This window comes from Variovorax sp. 01T439_2, from assembly GCF_056398445.1.
In genome coordinates this window covers 1-14,782 of record NZ_JBFTPJ010000024.1, presented here as the reverse complement: position 1 = coordinate 14,782, position 14,782 = coordinate 1, and the positions used below count along the sequence as shown (strand labels likewise).

The 14,782-nt window shown below is 68.1% G+C and carries 15 protein-coding genes; 5 read left to right on the top strand and 10 right to left on the bottom strand.

The annotated features are described in order from the left end of the window. On the bottom strand, positions 1-350 hold a 350-nt coding region (locus tag AC1DOC_RS02270; RefSeq protein WP_478129350.1), incomplete at its 3' end, for an NUDIX hydrolase. A gap of 69 nt (positions 351-419) precedes the next feature. Here AC1DOC_RS02270 and AC1DOC_RS02265 point away from each other — a divergent pair. Continuing rightward, a complete protein-coding gene (locus AC1DOC_RS02265) occupies positions 420-995 on the top strand; it encodes a DNA-3-methyladenine glycosylase I (protein ID WP_478129349.1) in 576 nt (191 codons plus the stop codon). A 106-nt stretch (positions 996-1,101) separates the two neighbouring features. Here the strand turns inward: AC1DOC_RS02265 and AC1DOC_RS02260 are convergent, their stop codons facing one another. The 3 genes from AC1DOC_RS02260 to metE all read right to left on the bottom strand — a co-directional run bounded on the left by AC1DOC_RS02260 (position 1,102) and on the right by metE (position 4,956). Next, positions 1,102-1,443, bottom strand: coding sequence for a hypothetical protein (locus tag AC1DOC_RS02260; RefSeq protein WP_018905642.1), 342 nt, complete (start codon positions 1,441-1,443; stop codon positions 1,102-1,104). A 253-nt stretch (positions 1,444-1,696) separates the two neighbouring features. Beyond that, positions 1,697-2,563 (bottom strand): hypothetical protein, encoded by an 867-nt coding sequence (locus tag AC1DOC_RS02255; protein WP_478080345.1) that lies wholly within the window; start codon positions 2,561-2,563, stop codon positions 1,697-1,699. Positions 2,564-2,601: 38 nt separating this feature from the next. After that, positions 2,602-4,956 carry a 5-methyltetrahydropteroyltriglutamate--homocysteine S-methyltransferase gene (gene metE, locus AC1DOC_RS02250; RefSeq protein ID WP_478080344.1) on the bottom strand — a complete coding sequence of 785 codons (2,355 nt, stop codon included), beginning with the start codon at positions 4,954-4,956 and terminating at the stop codon, positions 2,602-2,604. 101 nt (positions 4,957-5,057) lie between these two features. Between metE and AC1DOC_RS02245 the strand changes: the two genes are divergently transcribed. Beyond that, positions 5,058-5,984, top strand: a complete 927-nt coding sequence (locus tag AC1DOC_RS02245) for a LysR family transcriptional regulator (protein ID WP_478080343.1) — start codon at positions 5,058-5,060, stop codon at positions 5,982-5,984. Here AC1DOC_RS02245 and gcvA read toward each other — a convergent pair. Further along, a complete protein-coding gene (gene gcvA, locus AC1DOC_RS02240; protein WP_478083405.1) occupies positions 5,953-6,897 on the bottom strand; it encodes a transcriptional regulator GcvA in 945 nt (314 codons plus the stop codon). The genes AC1DOC_RS02245 and gcvA overlap by 32 nt on opposite strands. A 136-nt stretch (positions 6,898-7,033) precedes the next feature. Between gcvA and AC1DOC_RS02235 the strand changes: the two genes are divergently transcribed. Both AC1DOC_RS02235 and AC1DOC_RS02230 read left to right on the top strand, forming a co-directional pair. Further along, a complete protein-coding gene (locus AC1DOC_RS02235; RefSeq protein ID WP_478080341.1) occupies positions 7,034-8,329 on the top strand; it encodes an MFS transporter in 1,296 nt (431 codons plus the stop codon). Continuing rightward, positions 8,301-8,456, top strand: a complete 156-nt coding sequence (locus AC1DOC_RS02230) for a hypothetical protein (protein ID WP_012748350.1) — start codon at positions 8,301-8,303, stop codon at positions 8,454-8,456. The genes AC1DOC_RS02235 and AC1DOC_RS02230 overlap by 29 nt, the downstream gene beginning before the upstream one ends. 11 nt (positions 8,457-8,467) lie before the next feature. On the opposite strand, the gene mmsB is transcribed toward AC1DOC_RS02230, so the two are convergent. From mmsB to AC1DOC_RS02205, 5 genes are read right to left on the bottom strand one after another with little or no spacing between them, the layout of a single operon-like run. After that, positions 8,468-9,370, bottom strand: coding sequence for a 3-hydroxyisobutyrate dehydrogenase (gene mmsB, locus AC1DOC_RS02225; RefSeq protein ID WP_307592273.1), 903 nt, complete (start codon positions 9,368-9,370; stop codon positions 8,468-8,470). A 34-nt stretch (positions 9,371-9,404) separates the two neighbouring features. Beyond that, complete coding sequence (locus tag AC1DOC_RS02220) at positions 9,405-10,520, bottom strand: enoyl-CoA hydratase/isomerase family protein (RefSeq protein ID WP_478080339.1); 1,116 nt, start codon at positions 10,518-10,520, stop codon at positions 9,405-9,407. Between the two features lie 28 nt (positions 10,521-10,548). Then, complete coding sequence (locus AC1DOC_RS02215; protein ID WP_412511270.1) at positions 10,549-11,703, bottom strand: acyl-CoA dehydrogenase family protein; 1,155 nt, start codon at positions 11,701-11,703, stop codon at positions 10,549-10,551. Next, positions 11,700-12,092 (bottom strand): lysozyme inhibitor LprI family protein, encoded by a 393-nt coding sequence (locus AC1DOC_RS02210; RefSeq protein ID WP_012748354.1) that lies wholly within the window; start codon positions 12,090-12,092, stop codon positions 11,700-11,702. Before AC1DOC_RS02210 ends, AC1DOC_RS02215 begins: the two co-directional genes overlap by 4 nt. Continuing rightward, entirely contained in the window at positions 12,089-13,612 is a 1,524-nt protein-coding gene (locus tag AC1DOC_RS02205) for a CoA-acylating methylmalonate-semialdehyde dehydrogenase (RefSeq protein ID WP_012748355.1), read from the bottom strand. Before AC1DOC_RS02205 ends, AC1DOC_RS02210 begins: the two co-directional genes overlap by 4 nt. 140 nt (positions 13,613-13,752) lie before the next feature. Between AC1DOC_RS02205 and AC1DOC_RS02200 the strand changes: the two genes are divergently transcribed. Next, positions 13,753-14,649 (top strand): LysR family transcriptional regulator, encoded by an 897-nt coding sequence (locus tag AC1DOC_RS02200; RefSeq protein WP_478129348.1) that lies wholly within the window; start codon positions 13,753-13,755, stop codon positions 14,647-14,649. Positions 14,650-14,782 lie beyond the last annotated feature (133 nt).

The window sequence follows — 14,782 nt, the reverse complement described above, 5'->3', positions numbered from 1 at the left end:
TCCAGGTGGCTCTCGATGCCCCGGTAGCTTCGCGCCTTGTCGAGATGGGGCGAATCCTCGGGCAGCGAGACGAGAAAATAGAAACCGATCTCGTGGTTGCGCCGGCCCGCCAGGTCAAAGAAATTCTCCGCCACATGAAGCAGCCGGCCGCATTCGACTTCTTCGCCAAGCTCCTCCCTCATCTCGCGCACGATGGTGGCCGAGGCCTCTTCGCCGACTTCGACCCTGCCGCCTGGCAAGGCCCAGTAGCCGTCGCCCGGTGCCCGGTGAAGCAGCGCATGGCCCGCATGAAGAATGACCGCGGCGGCCCGCACCTGGAAGCGCTGGCCGTGGAGATGGACTGAGATCATGAGGGCTCGAGTATCGGTGGTTAAAGTCCGAACCACGCCGCATAGAAGACGAACCCAACCCACCACCCGATGCCTCCCGAAACCAAGCCCCGCTGCACCTGGGCCCAGAGCGATCCGCTGCTGGCCTCCTACCACGACGCCGAATGGGGCGTGCCCGAGCGCGACAGCCGCGCGCTGTGGGAAAAGCTCATGCTCGACGGCTTCCAGGCGGGCCTGTCGTGGCTCACGATCCTGCGCAAGCGCGATGCCTTCCGTGCTTCATTCGAGGGCTTCGTGCCCGAAAAGGTGGCACGGTTCACTGCGGCCGACGTCGACCGGCTGATGCTGGATGCGGGCATCGTGCGCTCGCGCGCCAAGATCGAGGCCACCATCGGCAACGCCCGCGCCTATCTTGCGATGCAGGCCGCGGGCGAAGATTTTTCGGAATTCGTCTGGGGCATGGCCGGTGGCAAGCCCATCGTCAACAAGACCGGCGCGGTGCCGACGAAGACGCCGCTTTCGGAACAGATGTCGGCGGCCCTGAAGAAGCGCGGCTTCAAGTTCRTGGGGCCGGTGATCGTCTATGCATGGATGCAGGCCACCGGCATCGTCGACGACCACGCACCCGACTGCTTCTGCCACCACGCCGCGCCGCGGCAGCGCTGAAAACGCAAAAAGCCGGACGGCACCTGGGGCGCCGTCCGGCTTTTGTCTTGCAGAGGAAAGACGCGCGGCCGATGCCGCCGCCGTCCCTTCTCTTGTGCCCGCCTTCTTACAGGCCGGCTTGGCGCGTGAAGCTGCGTGCTTGCGAGGGAACCACGCTGCCGGCGAAAGCTTCGCGGCGCAGGTTCTGGCCGGGCGCGTGGGCGGCGGCAACAGCTTCGCTGCGGACTGCGGCGCGGTCGGTCGAAGCAGCCAGCACGGGAGCCACGGTGGCCGAAGCGGCGTCGCTGTAGACATTGCCTTCGCGGGCAGCGGCGGCGGCTTGGGGAGCCACGTCGGCGCGGCTGTAGCCGGAGCTCAGGGGCTGCACGCCTTCGTAGGTTTCTGCATGGGCGCCGGCAGCGGCGAGCAGGGACAGAGCGGCGGCGGCGAGGATGTTCGAGGTCTTCATTTCAATTTCCTTCTTGATTGGGCTTTGGATGCCCTGAAGTTTGCATCAGGATGACAAGGGAAAACCCTAGTCAAACTGAATCGCAGTGTTCATGAAACTGAAACAATGGCGGGGAACTTTTTGGCGTGAGCGCCAAAGTGCACACTTCGCTTAAGAAATTCGTCCCAATCGGTGTGCTTTTTTCTCTGGCTCCGCCGGGCGGCGAGTATCGCGCAAGATGGCCCACGCATGTTGCATGCCAGCCACTGCGGGCTCAGGAACGCGGCCAGCCGCGCACCAGCGTCCGGATCGCCACGGCGCCGCTTCCCTTGACCTCGGCGCGGTAGCTGCCCACCAGCGCTTCGCGTTCGGCCGCGGCCTGCGCATCGTTGCGCCAGGCAAGCACGGCGGCCACGTCCGCATCGGGGAGCGCCGCGAGCAGCGCCTGCGTGACCTGCCTCTCGAACTCGCGCGCCACCGTCAGCAGGTTGCGCGGCCGCGGCGAGGTGATGCCGCGCGACCACAGCGTGTCGACGGCCATGTCGAGCGTGCGGTCCGGCAGCGAGGTGAACTGCCCGGCGTTGCCGCGCGCCAGCTGCTTGGCGACCGAGCTCAGCAGCAGCTGGCTCGAAAAGTCGACTTCGCGCAGGTCGGCCACGGCCATGCGCTCGAGCAGTTCGGTGCGCGCGGGATCGGCCGGCTTCGCGCGTTCGCGGTTGAAGAATTCCTGCTTGCCTGCGTCGTCCATGGCGGCGTAGTCGGCGCGCAGCTTCGAGAACCGGGCCACTGCGGCCTGCACCTGCGCACCCGGCGCCGCACCGCCCTTGCCCGCAGCCGCCACTTCCTGCTGGATGGCGGCCACGGATGCGGCCACGTCGAAGGACCGCGCGGCGGCCGCGTCAAGCGCCTGGAGCGCCTTGCCGGCAATGGCTTGGTCAGGAGGCTCGAGCAGCTGGCGCGCATCGCGCGACACCGCCCCCGGCGCGTAGGCCGCCTGGTAGCGCGCCTGCACGCCCTCGAACTGCAGCAGGGCCTGGGCACGGTCTTGCGCAGAGGCGATGGCCGGTGCGACCAGCAGCGACAGCAGCAGAAGAAAAGGCGCGCGAAAGAAGCGCCGCGAAGCAACTGGAAAGGCAAGCATGGCGCCATTATTGGCGCCGCCATGATTGCCTCTCCGCTTCAGGCCGCTGCCAGCTCCGCGCGCAGCAGCTTCGCCGCCGCCACCATGTTCGACAGCGCGGCCTCGGTCTCCGGCCAGCCGCGGGTCTTCAGGCCGCAGTCGGGGTTGATCCACAGGTTCCCGGGCGGCACCACGCCGGCGGCTTTGCGCATCAGGCGCACGATCTCGCCCACCGAGGGCACGCGCGGCGAGTGGATGTCGTACACGCCGGGGCCGATCTCGTTCGGGTAGCGGAAGCCGCTCGCGCTGTTCTCGCCGCCCAATCCGCCGAACGCGCGCAGCAGTTCCATGTCGGAGCGGCTGGTCTCGATGGTGATCACGTCGGCGTCCATGGCCGCGATCTCGGGCAGGATGTCGTTGAACTCCGAATAGCACATGTGGGTGTGGATCTGCGTCTGGTCGCGCACGCCCGAGGCGCTGATGCGGAAGGCGCGCGTGGCCGACTTCAGGTAGGCCGGCCAGCCGGCGCGGCGCAGCGGCAGGCCTTCGCGGATGGCGGGCTCGTCGATCTGGATGATGCCGATGCCGGCGGCCTCGAGGTCCACCACCTCGTCGCGGATCGCCCAGGCGATCTGCTCGCAGGTGGTGCTGCGCGGCTGGTCGTCGCGCACGAAGGACCATTGCAGGATCGTGACGGGGCCCGTCAGCATGCCCTTCATCGGCAGTTGGGTGAGGCTCTGCGCATAGGCGGTCCACTCGACCGTCATCGGCGCGGGGCGCGCCACGTCGCCGAAGATGACCGGCGGCTTCACGCAGCGCGAGCCGTACGACTGCACCCAGCCGTTGGCGGTGAAGGCAAAGCCGTCGAGCTGCTCGCCGAAGTACTCGACCATGTCGTTGCGCTCGGCCTCACCATGCACCAGCACGTCGATGCCCAGTTCTTCCTGCTTGCGCACGGCCAGCGCGATCTCGGCGCGCATCTTCTCGCGGTAGCCCGCGGCATCGAGCTCGCCGCGCTTGAAGGCGGCGCGCGCGGCGCGGATCTCCGGGGTCTGCGGAAACGAGCCGATGGTGGTGGTGGGCAGCGCGGGCAATGCGAAGCGCGCGCGCTGCACCCGCTGCCGCTGGCCGAAGGAGGATGCGCGCTGGTCGTCGCCGGCCACGCTGCGCGCGAGCCGCAGCGCCACGTCCGCGCGATGCACGCGCGGGCTGCTGCGCCTTGCGGCCACCGCGGCGCGCGCGGCTTCGAGCTCTTCTGCAACCGAGTCTTCGCTGCCATCGAGCACGGCGCGCAGCACGCGCAGTTCGCCGAGCTTTTCGACGGCAAAGGCGAGCCAAGACCTGAGTTCCGCATCGAGCCTGTCTTCCGCGGCCAGGCTGAACGGCACGTGCAGCAGCGAGCACGATGGTGCGATCCAGAGCTCGCCGCGCCGCTTGTCGACCACCGGGCGCAGCGTGGCAAGCGCGGCGTCCAGGTCGGTGCGCCAGATGTTGCGGCCGTCGACGATGCCGATCGACAGCACCTTGTGCGTGGCGAGCCAGTCGGCCACGCCGGTCAGCTCCTGCGGCGCGCGCACGGCGTCCACGTGCAGGCCGGCCACCGGCAACTGGCAGGCCAGGCGCAGGTTGTCGGAGAGCGGCGAGAAGTAGGTGGCCAGCAGCAGCTTGGGCGCGCTGCGCGCCAGCTGCCAGTAGGCGCGCTCGAAGGCGTTGCGCCAGGCATCGGGCAGGTCGAGCCCGAGGATGGGTTCGTCGATCTGCACCCATTCCACGCCCTGCTGCTTGAGCCGGTTCAACACCTGTTCGTACACGGGCAGCAGCGCATCGAGCAGCGAGAGGCGGTCGAAGCCCGCCTCTTTCTCCTTGCCGAGGTACAGGAAGCTCAGCGGCCCGAGCAGCACGGCCTTGACCGCGTGGCCGGCCTGCTGCGCCTCGGCCACCTCGTCGAAGAGCCGCGTCGAGGCCAGCCTGAACTGCGTGGCCGCGGTGAACTCGGGCACGAGGTAGTGGTAGTTGGTGTCGAACCACTTGGTCATCTCCAGCGCGAAGGTGCCCTCTGCGCCGTGCTTGCAGCCGGCATCGTGCACATGGCCGGCCTCGTCTTCCACGCCGCGCGCCATCTTGAAATAGCGCGACAGCTCGGGCTCGTCGCCCTTGAAGCCGAAGCGCGCCGGCTCGCAGCCGAAGAGCTGGACGTGGTTGGCCACGTGGTCGTAGAAAGCGAAGTCGCCCACCGTCACGTAGTCGAGCCCCGCGTCGCGCTGGGCCTGCCAGTGGCGTGCGCGCAGCTGGCCGCCAACTTCTTCCAGCGCGGCGCGATCGATTTCGCCGCGCCAGTGCTTTTCGAGCGCGAACTTGAGTTCCCGGTGGGCGCCCATGCGCGGAAAGCCGAGGATGTGGGTACGGGTGGTCATTGCAGGTATTCCGGTCGCTGTATCTTGGGAATCGGCAATGGTCGGGCTTTGGGCTCTATGATTCAAACGAAACCTTTTGCCCATTCACTTGAAATTCATTCATGTTGCAGTCGATCCTGGAGATACGCCACCTGCGCACGCTCGTTGCGCTGCGCGACACCGGCAGCCTGGTGCGCGCGGCGCAGTTGCTGAACCTCACGCAGTCGGCGCTGTCGCACCAGATCAAGCTGCTCGAAGACCGCTACGGCGCGCAGCTCTTCGAGCGCAAGTCGGTGCCGCCGCAGTTCAGCACCACGGGACTGCGGCTGTTGCAGTTGGCCGATGCGGCGCTGCCGCTGGTGGAGGAAGCCGAGCGCGACGTGGCGCGGCTGGCGCTGGGCCGCAGCGGGCAGCTGCGCATCGTGGTCGAGTGCCACACCTGCTTCGACTGGCTGATGCCGGCCATGGATGCCTTCCGCCAGCGCTGGCCCGAGATCGAGCTGGATATCGTCTCGGGCTTTCATCCCGACCCGATCGCGCTGGTGATGCAGAACCGCGCCGAGGTGGCGATCGTCTCCGAGCAGGACCCCGACGAAACCGTCGACTACCACGCGCTGTTCCGCTTCGAGATCGTCGCGCTGCTCGCCAACGACCATGCGCTCGTGGCCAAGCCGCATCTCACAGCGCGCCACTTTGCCGACCAGACGCTGATCACCTACCCCGTGCCCGACGAGATGCTGGACATCGTGCGCCAGGTGCTGGCGCCGGCCGGCGTGGCACCCGTGCACCGCCGCACGACCGAGCTCACGGTGGCGATGCTGCAGCTGGTGGCCAGCGGGCGCGGCGTGGCCACGCTGCCGCTGTGGGCGGTGCAGAACTACCTGGACCGCGGCTATGTCACGGCGCGGCGCGTGGGCGCCCGGGGCCTCACGGGGCGGCTGTACATGGCCTGCACGCAGGGCACGTCCGGGCAGCCGTGGCTGGCGGACTTCGTGCGCGTCACGCGCGAGAGCTGCTTCAAGAGCCTGCCCGGGATCGAGCTGCTTTGACAGGCGTCTTCCTGGGCGGCCTGGCAGCTTTTCTGCTGGACTCGGCAGCGATCCAATCGCGGAAGGCCGCCACCTTCGGCCTGTGGCGGCTGTCTTCGGGGTACACGAGGTAGTAGGCAAAGTCTTCGAGCCACGCGGCTTCCGACAGCTGGACCAGCCGGCCTTCGGCCACCTCGTCCGCCACCAGCGCCGCCGGCAGCAAGCCCGCGCCCTGCCCCGCAAGCACCGCCTTCAGCAACAGGCCCGAATCATCGAAGGACGGGCCGCGTGCCGGCCTTGCATCTTCGATGCCCTGCGCCTCGAACCACATGGCCCAGCCCTTGCGCTCGGCATCGTTCACGCGCGGCCAGCGCGTGAGATCGGCCGGCGATCCAGGCATGCTGAGCTGCCTGACCAGGGCCGGCGTTGCAACCGGAACAATCTCCACCGTGAGCACGCGCTGGCTGATCAGGCCGGGATAACGGCCGAGCCCATGGCGGATCGCCACGTCCACGCCGTCGCGCGAAAAATCGGCGAGCGCGGTGCTGCTCACCACCTGCAGGTCGATGTCCGGATGCGCATCGTGAAAGCTCTTCAGGCGCGGCACCAGCCAGGCTGAGGCGAAGAACGGCGTGGTGCTCACCGTGAGGATGCCGGTCTCCGCGGGCATGGCGATGCGGCGCGTGGCGTCGCTGATCTGCCGGAAGGCATTGCGCACCGGCGGCAGGTAGGCCTGGCCCGCATCGGTCAGGAAGATGCCGCGGTTCGCGCGCCGGAACAGCGCAATGCCCAGGTGCAGCTCCAGCGACTTGATCAGCTGGCTCACGGCGCCGGCGGTCACGCAGAGCTCGTCGGCCGCGTTCTTCACCGAGAGATGGCGGGCGGTCGCCTCGAAGGCGCGGAGTGCGTTGAGCGGTGGAAGCTGATGTTCCATGGTTTAGGCAATCTGATTCGATCGCCTCAGAAAATCTGGTTTGCGAGGCCGCATGGTAAGGAGGAGCATCCACTCTTCTGCGCCGGAGTCCATTCTCCAGCCAATAGATATTCTGAGCAAACCCGGAGACCCGCCCTTGACCTCCTTCTCCTCCCATCCGCCGCCCCGCGCACGCCTCTTCCGCGGCTGGTTCGTGGTGGCCGGCGCCTTCGCCGTCACGCTCGTCGGCTTCGGCAGTGCCTACACCTTCAGCGCCTTCCTCGAATCGCTGCAGCGCGACTTCGGCGCCTCGCGCGGCTCGGCGTCGCTGGTGTTCTCGCTTGCGGGCTTTCTCTACTTCGGGCTGGGCGTGGTCAGCGGCCCGCTCGCGGACCGGTGGGGTGCGCGGCGGCTCGCGGTCGCGGGCATGGTGCTGGTCGGCCTGGGCCTGGCCGCCGCGGGACAGGCGCGCAGCCTGGCCGAGGCTTGCCTGGCCTATGGCCTGGGCGTCGGGCTCGGCGTCGGCGCCTCCTATGTGCCGGTGCTGGGCGCGGTGCAGCGCTGGTTCGTCAGGCGGCGCGGATTCGCCTCGGGGCTGGCGGTGAGCGGCATCGGCGTGGGCACGCTGGCGATGCCGCCGCTGGCGTCGCTCCTCATCGAAGCGCTGGGGTGGCGCCACGCCTACCTGGCGCTGGGCGTGCTGGCCGTGGTGGTGGGCGCCGGCATGGCGCTGCTGATCGAGGACGATCCGCGCCATCGCGGGCTCGGGCCCGACGGCGATCCGCCGCAGCCGCAGGCGCCGTCGGCCGTGCCCGCAGGCTCCACGTTGCGGGACGCGATCAGCTCGCGCCGCTTCGCCGGCCTCTATGCGGCCTGCCTGATCAGTTCGTTCGGGCTGTTCGTTCCCTTCGTCCACCTGGTGCCCTACGCGCTCGACCACGGCCTGCCGGCCGGCTCGGCCGTGCTGCTGCTCGGCGCCATCGGCATYGGCAGCACCGCGGGGCGATTTTTTCTTGGCGGGCTGGCCGACCGGCTGGGCCGGCAACTGGCGCTGCCGCTGATGTCGGCCGGCATGGCGCTTTCGCTGGTGGTGTGGGCGGTGTCCAGCGGGTTCTGGGGGCTGGCCGCATTCGCTTTTGCCTACGGCGTGTTCTATGGCGGCTTCGTCGCGCTGCTGCCCGCGCTGGTCATGGACTACTTCGGCGGCCGCAGCATCGGCGCGATCCTGGGCGTGCTGTACACCAGCGTGGCTTTCGGCACCCTGGTCGGCCCTAGCGCGGCGGGCTTTGCGTTCGACATCAGCCGCAGCTACCTGCTGCCGATCCTCGCCAGCATCGGCGCCAATCTGCTCGCGGCCGGCGTGCTGCTGGCCATGTCGAGGACGCGTGCGGCGGCAAAACCGGGCCCGCGGGGTACAGTCGGGAATGAACCCACACACGCCCAGCGCTCCTAAGCCGCCCGAAACGGCTCCCGTCGAAGTCACGGAGACGCAGGCGTTCACGCGCGCATGGGCCGTGTTCCTGCTGCTGTTCCTGGGCGTGCTGGCGCTCCTGTGGGCCAGCGACGCCCTGTTCGGCTAGAGGCCGAAAAGCTAGGACGAAGCCTTCTGCAGCAGCTTCAGCACGCTCGAGAAATCGAGCGCGCCATGGCCCGCGAGGCTGTGCGCGGCATAGAGGCTGCGCGCGAGCCCGCCCAGCGGCGTGGCGGCGCGCACGGCGGTGGCGTTTTCCTGCGCCAGGCCCAGGTCCTTGAGCATCAGGTCGGTGCCGAAGCCGCCTGCGTAGTTCTTCGATGCGGGCGCTGTTTCCATCACGCCGGGCATCGGGTTGTACTTTTCGAGCGCCCAGTTGCCGCCCGAGCTGCGCCGCATGATCTCGGACAGCACCTTGGGATCGAGCCCGTTGGCCACGCCCAGCGCCAGCGCCTCCGAGGTGCCGATCATCAGGATGCCGAGCAGCATGTTGTTGCAGATCTTGGCGGTCTGGCCCGCCCCCACGCCGCCCGCGTGGAAGATGTTGGCGCCCATCTTCTCGAGCACGGGGCGTGCGCGTTCGAGGTCGTCGGCCTCGCCGCCGACCATGAAGGTCAGCGTGCCTGCAATCGCGCCGCCCGTGCCGCCGGAAACCGGCGCATCGATCATCGCGATGCCCTTGGCGGCGGCCGCATCGGCCACCTTGCGCGAAGTGGCGGCCGCGATGGTGCTGCTGTCGATCACGAGCGTGCCGGCACGGATGCTGTCTAGCAGGCCCGGCTTGCCGCCGCCGCTGCCGAGGAACAGGCCCTCCACGTGCGCGCTGGCCGGCAGCATGCTGATGACCACGTCGGCGTCGGTCACCGATTCAGCGGCCGATGCGGCAATGGCCAGGCCTTCGGCCGCGTACTTCTTGCAGGCCTCGTCCGACAGGTCGAAGGCCTTGACCGCAAAGCCCGCCTTGCGCAGGTTCAGGGCCATGGGTCCGCCCATGTGGCCGAGGCCGATGAATGCGATTTTCATTTGATGTTGTCTCCGTTGTATGTGTGGAAGAGGCTCAGGCCAGCGCAGCCAGCTCCGCGGGCATCTGGCCGCGCGGGCGCAGGTGGTCCTCGATGAAGGCGGGCGTGATCTCTTCGATGGTGGCGGGGTTCCAGCGCGGATTGCGGTCCTTGTCGATCAGCACCGCGCGGATGCCCTCGGCAAAGTCCTTGTGCGCGCAGAAGCCGAGCGAGGCCCAGTATTCGAGCCGGAACACCTCGGCCAGCGACATGCGGTGCACGCGCTGCCAGAGCTCGAAGCTCAGCGCGGCCGAGCTGGGTGCGCCCTTGGCGAAGGTCTTGGCGGCGGACTGCAGCCAGGCATCGTCGCTCTGCAGGCTGCGCAGGCGCCTGGCGATGTCGAGCAGGTCGTCGCCGGCCATCAGCGCGTTGATGGTGTCGTAGTGTTCGCGCACCTTGGAGGGCGGCATCTCGGCGCCCTCGCCCGCGCGCGCAAGGATGCGCGAGAGCTCGGCGCGGTCGGCCTTTGGCTCGCCGCGCCACGGCGCGGCGGCAATCGCTTCGAGCACCTGGCCCTTGCGTTCGTGCGGCACCAGCACATCGGCCAGGCCGCAGAAGATGGCGTCGGCCGCATTGAGGTTRGCGGCCGTGAGCGCCAGGAACAGGCCCGTGCGGCCCGGTGTGCGGCGCAGGAACCAGCTGCCGCCCACGTCGGGGTACAGGCCGATGCTGATCTCGGGCATGGCAATGCGGCTCTGCGCGGTGACCACGCGGTGCGAGCAGCCCGACATGAGCCCCACGCCGCCGCCCATCACGATGCCGTGGCCCCAGCAGAGGAAGGGCTTGGGAAAGGTGTGGATCAGGTAGTCGAGCTCGTACTCCTCGCGGAAGAAGTCTTCGGCGTAGCTGTTGCGCGCGGGGCCGCATTCGAGCAGCGTCTGGTAGAGCTGGCGCAGGTCGCCGCCGGCGCAGAAGGCCTTCTCGCCGGCCGCTTGCAGCAGCACGCCGACGATGCCGTCGTCCTTCGCCCATTCGCGCAGCTTGGGCGTGAGCAGGCGCACCATGTCCACTGACAGCGCGTTGAGCGAAGCGGGCGCGTTGAGCGTGGCGGTGGCAAAGCGCTTGCCGCCGGCGGTCTTGATTTCGTCGAAGAGAACTACGGAGTCGGTCATTGTCTTGAGAGGTTCTGGGTGCGGGGCTTCAGCGGATATCGCTGTCCCCTTCCAGCAATTTTCGCGCAACGATCACGCGCATGATCTCGTTGGTGCCTTCGAGGATCTGGTGCACGCGGGTGTCGCGCACCAGGCGCTCGAGCGGGAATTCGCTCAGGTAGCCGTAGCCGCCGTGCAGCTGCAGTGCGTCGTTGCAKACGTTGAAGCCCGCATCGGTCGCAAAGCGCTTGGCCATGGCGCAGTAGGTGCTGGCATCGGCATGGCCCGCATCGAGCTTGCTTGCCGCGAGCCGCACCATCTGCCGCGCTGCCACCAGCTCGGTCGCCATGTCGGCCAGCTTGAACTGCAGCGCCTGGAAGCTCGCGATCGGCTTGCCGAACTGCTGGCGTTCGTGCAGGTAGCGGCGCGCCGCATCGAGCGCGCCCTGCGCCGCGCCCACCGAGCAGGTCGCGATGTTGATGCGCCCGCCATCGAGCCCCTTCATCGCGATGCGGAAGCCCTCGCCTTCCTTGCCCAGCAGGTTCTCGGCCGGCACGCGCACGTTGTCGAAGTTGATGGTGCGCGTGGGCTGGCTGTTCCAGCCCATCTTGTGCTCCTTCTTGCCATAGCTCACGCCGGGTGCATCGGCCGGCACCGCAAAGGCCGAGATGCCGCCCGCGCCGCCGCCGCCCGTCCGCGCCATCAGCACCAGCACGTCGGTCGCGCCCGCGCCCGAGATGAAGGCCTTGCCGCCGTTGATGACGTACTCGGCGCCCTGCAGCTCGGCGCGCGTCTTGAGCGAGCCCGCATCCGACCCGGCGCCCGGCTCGGTGAGGCAGTAGGAAGCCAGCTTGCGCCCGCTCGTGAGGTCTTCGCCCCACTGCTGCGCCACCGCATCGGTCGCCCAGGTGCCGAGCATCCATGTCGCCATGTTGTGGATCGTGATGAAGGCCGTGGTCGAGGGGTCGACCGCGGCCATCTCCTCGAACACCAGCGCCGAGTCGAGCCGCGGCAGGCCGAGGCCGCCGATGCGCTCGGGCGCGTACAGGCCGCAGAAGCCCAGCTCGCCGGCCTTGGCAATGGCCTCCTTCGGGAAGATGGCCTCGGCGTCCCACCGCGCCGCATGGGGCGCGAACTCGGCCTGTGCAAAATCGCGCGCGGTCTGCGCAAAGGCGTTCTGCTCTTCGGACAATTCGAAATTCATTGTTCGCGCCCCTTCCAGCGATCCAGTTCGGCAGTCCGTTGCCGGGTCGACTTCTCCAGACATGAATTGAACACCAGCGGCCAGATGGAGCCGCCTTCGTTCGCTTTCGAGGCCCGCTTGCACGAAGGGTCGCGGCCCTTGAGCCAGGTGCGCTGCTCGGTGCGCAGCGCGACGCGCATCTGCGGCGAGAGCGTCTTCATCACCTCGCCGTAGCGGATGTTGAGCGCGGCGTCGGCGGCGCGAAAGTCGCGCACCGCGCAGGCGTTCATCTGCTGCTGGTTGCCGTCGGGCCTGCAGTCCAGCGGGTTGGCATCATCGGCCGCATGCGCGCCCGCGGCGAGCAGGAGCAGCACGGCCGATGCCGCGACAGCGCGGAACGCGCGGCTCACTTGAGGCTGATCGTGGTGTTGACGCCGTGCGAGACGGTGCTGTCGTCGAACCAGCGTGCCGTCACGGTCTTGGTCTGCGTGTAGAACATGATGACCTGCTTGCCGTAGGGCCCCAGGTCGCCGAGCTTGGATGCGCGCGAACCGGTGAACGAGAACATCGGCACCGGCACCGGGATCGGCACGTTGATGCCGACCTGGCCCACGTCGATGTCTTCCTGGAAGCGGCGCGCCGCGGCACCCGACTGCGTGAAGATCGCCGTGCCGTTGCCGTTCGGGTTGCTGTTGATCAGCTCGATGGCCTCGTCGATGTTCTCGGCGTCGGCCACGCACAGCACCGGGCCGAACACTTCCTGGTCATAGATCGTCATGCCGGGCTTCACGCCCGAGAAGATCGTCGGGCCCACGAAGTTGCCCTTCTCGTAGCCCGGCACCGTGGGCTTGCGGCCGTCGAGCTCGAGCTTGGCACCGTCGGCCACGCCGCGCTCGATCAGGCCGTTGACGCGCTCGTAGGCGGCGCAGGAGACCAGCGGACCCACGTCCACGCCCTTCTCGGTGCCGGCGCCGATCTTCAGCGTCCTGGCCTTGGCGATCAGTTCGGGCACCCAGTTGCGCGCCTCGCCCACCAGCACCGCCACCGACACCGCCATGCAGCGCTGGCCGGCCGCGCCGAAGCTTGCGCCTGCCAGTGCATTGAGCGTCTGCTCCTTGTTGGCGTCGGGCATCACGATGGCGTGGTTCTTCGCGCCCATCATGCATTGCACGCGCTTGCCGGCCAGCGTGGCGCGGTTGTAGACGTGCGTGCCGACCTTGGTCGAGCCGACGAAACTGATGGCCTTGATGTCCTTGTGGTCGCAGATGCCGTTGACCACCGCTTCGCCGCCATGCACCACGTTGAGCACGCCGGGCGGAATGCCGGCCTCGAGCGCGAGCTCACACAGGCGCATCGTGACCATCGGGTCTTGCTCCGAGGGCTTCAGCACGAAGGTGTTGCCGGTGACGATGGCCATCGGGAACATCCACAGCGGGATCATGGCCGGGAAGTTGAACGGCGTGATGCCGGCGCACACGCCCAGCGGCTGCAGCAGCGTGTAGGTGTCGACCCCGTTGGCCACGTTGTTGGCCAGTTCGCCGAGCTGCAGGTTGCCGATGTTCGATGCGTGCTCGACCACTTCGAGGCCGCGGAACACGTCGCCCTCGGCATCGGGCAGCGTCTTGCCCTGCTCGGCGGTGAGGATGGCGGCCAGCTCGCCCATGTTCTCGCGGATGAGCTGCTGGTACTTCAGGAAGATGCGGGCGCGCGCGCCGAGGGGCGTCTTGCGCCAGGTCTTGAAGGCGTCCTTGGCGGAGGCCACGGCGGCGTCGAGTTCGGCCTGCGTGGCAAACGGCACGCGGGCCAGCACCTCTTGCGTGGCCGGGTTGACGATGTCGCGCCATTCGGTGGTCTTGGATTCGACGAACTTGCCGCCGATCAAGAGCTTGACGGTGGCGACCTGGGTCTTGGGGGTGGTGGTGGCGTCCATGGGGTTTTGTCTCCTGTGAATACGGGGCCTGCATGGCAGGTTCAACACGCATCCTAGCTTTGCAGATTTGCCATGACAATAGACAAATATGCGCTATCGCTTTGCAAAAATGCAGAGCCAACCCAAGGGAACGCGAGCACATGGACTGGGACAACCTTCGCTACTTTCTGGAGCTGGCCCGCTCGGGCACGCTGATGAGCGCCGCGCGCCGGCTCGAGGTGGACCACACCACGGTGGCGCGGCGCATCCAGGCCCTTGAAAAGGAAGTGGGCGCGCCGCTTTTCTCGCGCGAATCGGGCGGCCACCGGCTCACCGAGGCGGGCCGCAAGCTGCAGCCGCAGGTCGAGGCCATGGAAAGCGCGTTCCAGGCGGTGGAAAGCACTGCGCCGGCCTCGCAGGAGGGCTTGTCGGGGTTGATCCGCATCGGCGCCACCGAGGGCTTCGGCACCGTCGTGCTGGCGCCGCAGTTGGCGCTTTTCGCGCAGCAGCATCCCAAGCTCACCATCGACCTGCTCGCGATGCCGCGGCTGGTGCACCTGTCGCGGCGCGAGGCCGACATCGTGATCTCGCTCGAACGCCCGGCGCGCGGGCCGGTGGTCGTGAGCAAGCTCACCGACTACACGCTCAGGCTCTATGCATCGAAGAAGTACCTGGCCGCGCACAAGCCGATCAAGACGCGCGAAGACCTGCGCGGCCACACCTTCATCAGCTACGTGGACGACCTGCTCTTCAGCAAGGAGCTGCAGTACCTCGACGAACTGCACCGCCCCGATGCCTTTGCGCTGCGCAGCACCAGCGTGCTCGCGCAGCACCGCGCGGTGCTGGYGGGCGCGGGCATCGCGGTGCTGCCGGCCTTCATCGCGGAGAACGACGGCGCGCTCAAGCCCGTGCTGCCGGGGCAGGCGAATTTCACGCGCACGTTCTGGATGTCGATGCCCGCGGAAACCAAGCACCTGGTGCGCATGCAGGCGGTGTGGGAGTTTTTGCGCGAGACGGTGCAGGCACAGCGGCAGCTGCTGCTGCCCGCGCCCGCATGACGCCGAAGGCTCAGCGCCGCGGCGGAGCCAGGTCCGGAAAGTTCAGCGCCACGAACTCGATCACGAACTCCTGCGGGTCCGCGCGCAGCTGCTGCTCTTCTGCACGATCGAGATAGCTGCGCCAGAACTGCCG

What these genes read in the sequence shown, in the direction of transcription:
- AC1DOC_RS02260 (WP_018905642.1), bottom strand. Translation starts at nt 1,443, where the DNA reads ATGAAGACCTCGAACATCCTCGCCGCCGCCGCTCTGTCCCTGCTCGCC.
- AC1DOC_RS02255 (WP_478080345.1), bottom strand. Translation starts at nt 2,563, where the DNA reads ATGCTTGCCTTTCCAGTTGCTTCGCGGCGCTTCTTTCGCGCGCCTTTT.
- metE (WP_478080344.1), bottom strand. Translation starts at nt 4,956, where the DNA reads ATGACCACCCGTACCCACATCCTCGGCTTTCCGCGCATGGGCGCCCAC.
- AC1DOC_RS02245 (WP_478080343.1), top strand. Translation starts at nt 5,058, where the DNA reads ATGTTGCAGTCGATCCTGGAGATACGCCACCTGCGCACGCTCGTTGCG.
- gcvA (WP_478083405.1), bottom strand. Translation starts at nt 6,897, where the DNA reads ATGGAACATCAGCTTCCACCGCTCAACGCACTCCGCGCCTTCGAGGCG.
- AC1DOC_RS02230 (WP_012748350.1), top strand. Translation starts at nt 8,301, where the DNA reads ATGAACCCACACACGCCCAGCGCTCCTAAGCCGCCCGAAACGGCTCCC.
- mmsB (WP_307592273.1), bottom strand. Translation starts at nt 9,370, where the DNA reads ATGAAAATCGCATTCATCGGCCTCGGCCACATGGGCGGACCCATGGCC.
- AC1DOC_RS02205 (WP_012748355.1), bottom strand. Translation starts at nt 13,612, where the DNA reads ATGGACGCCACCACCACCCCCAAGACCCAGGTCGCCACCGTCAAGCTC.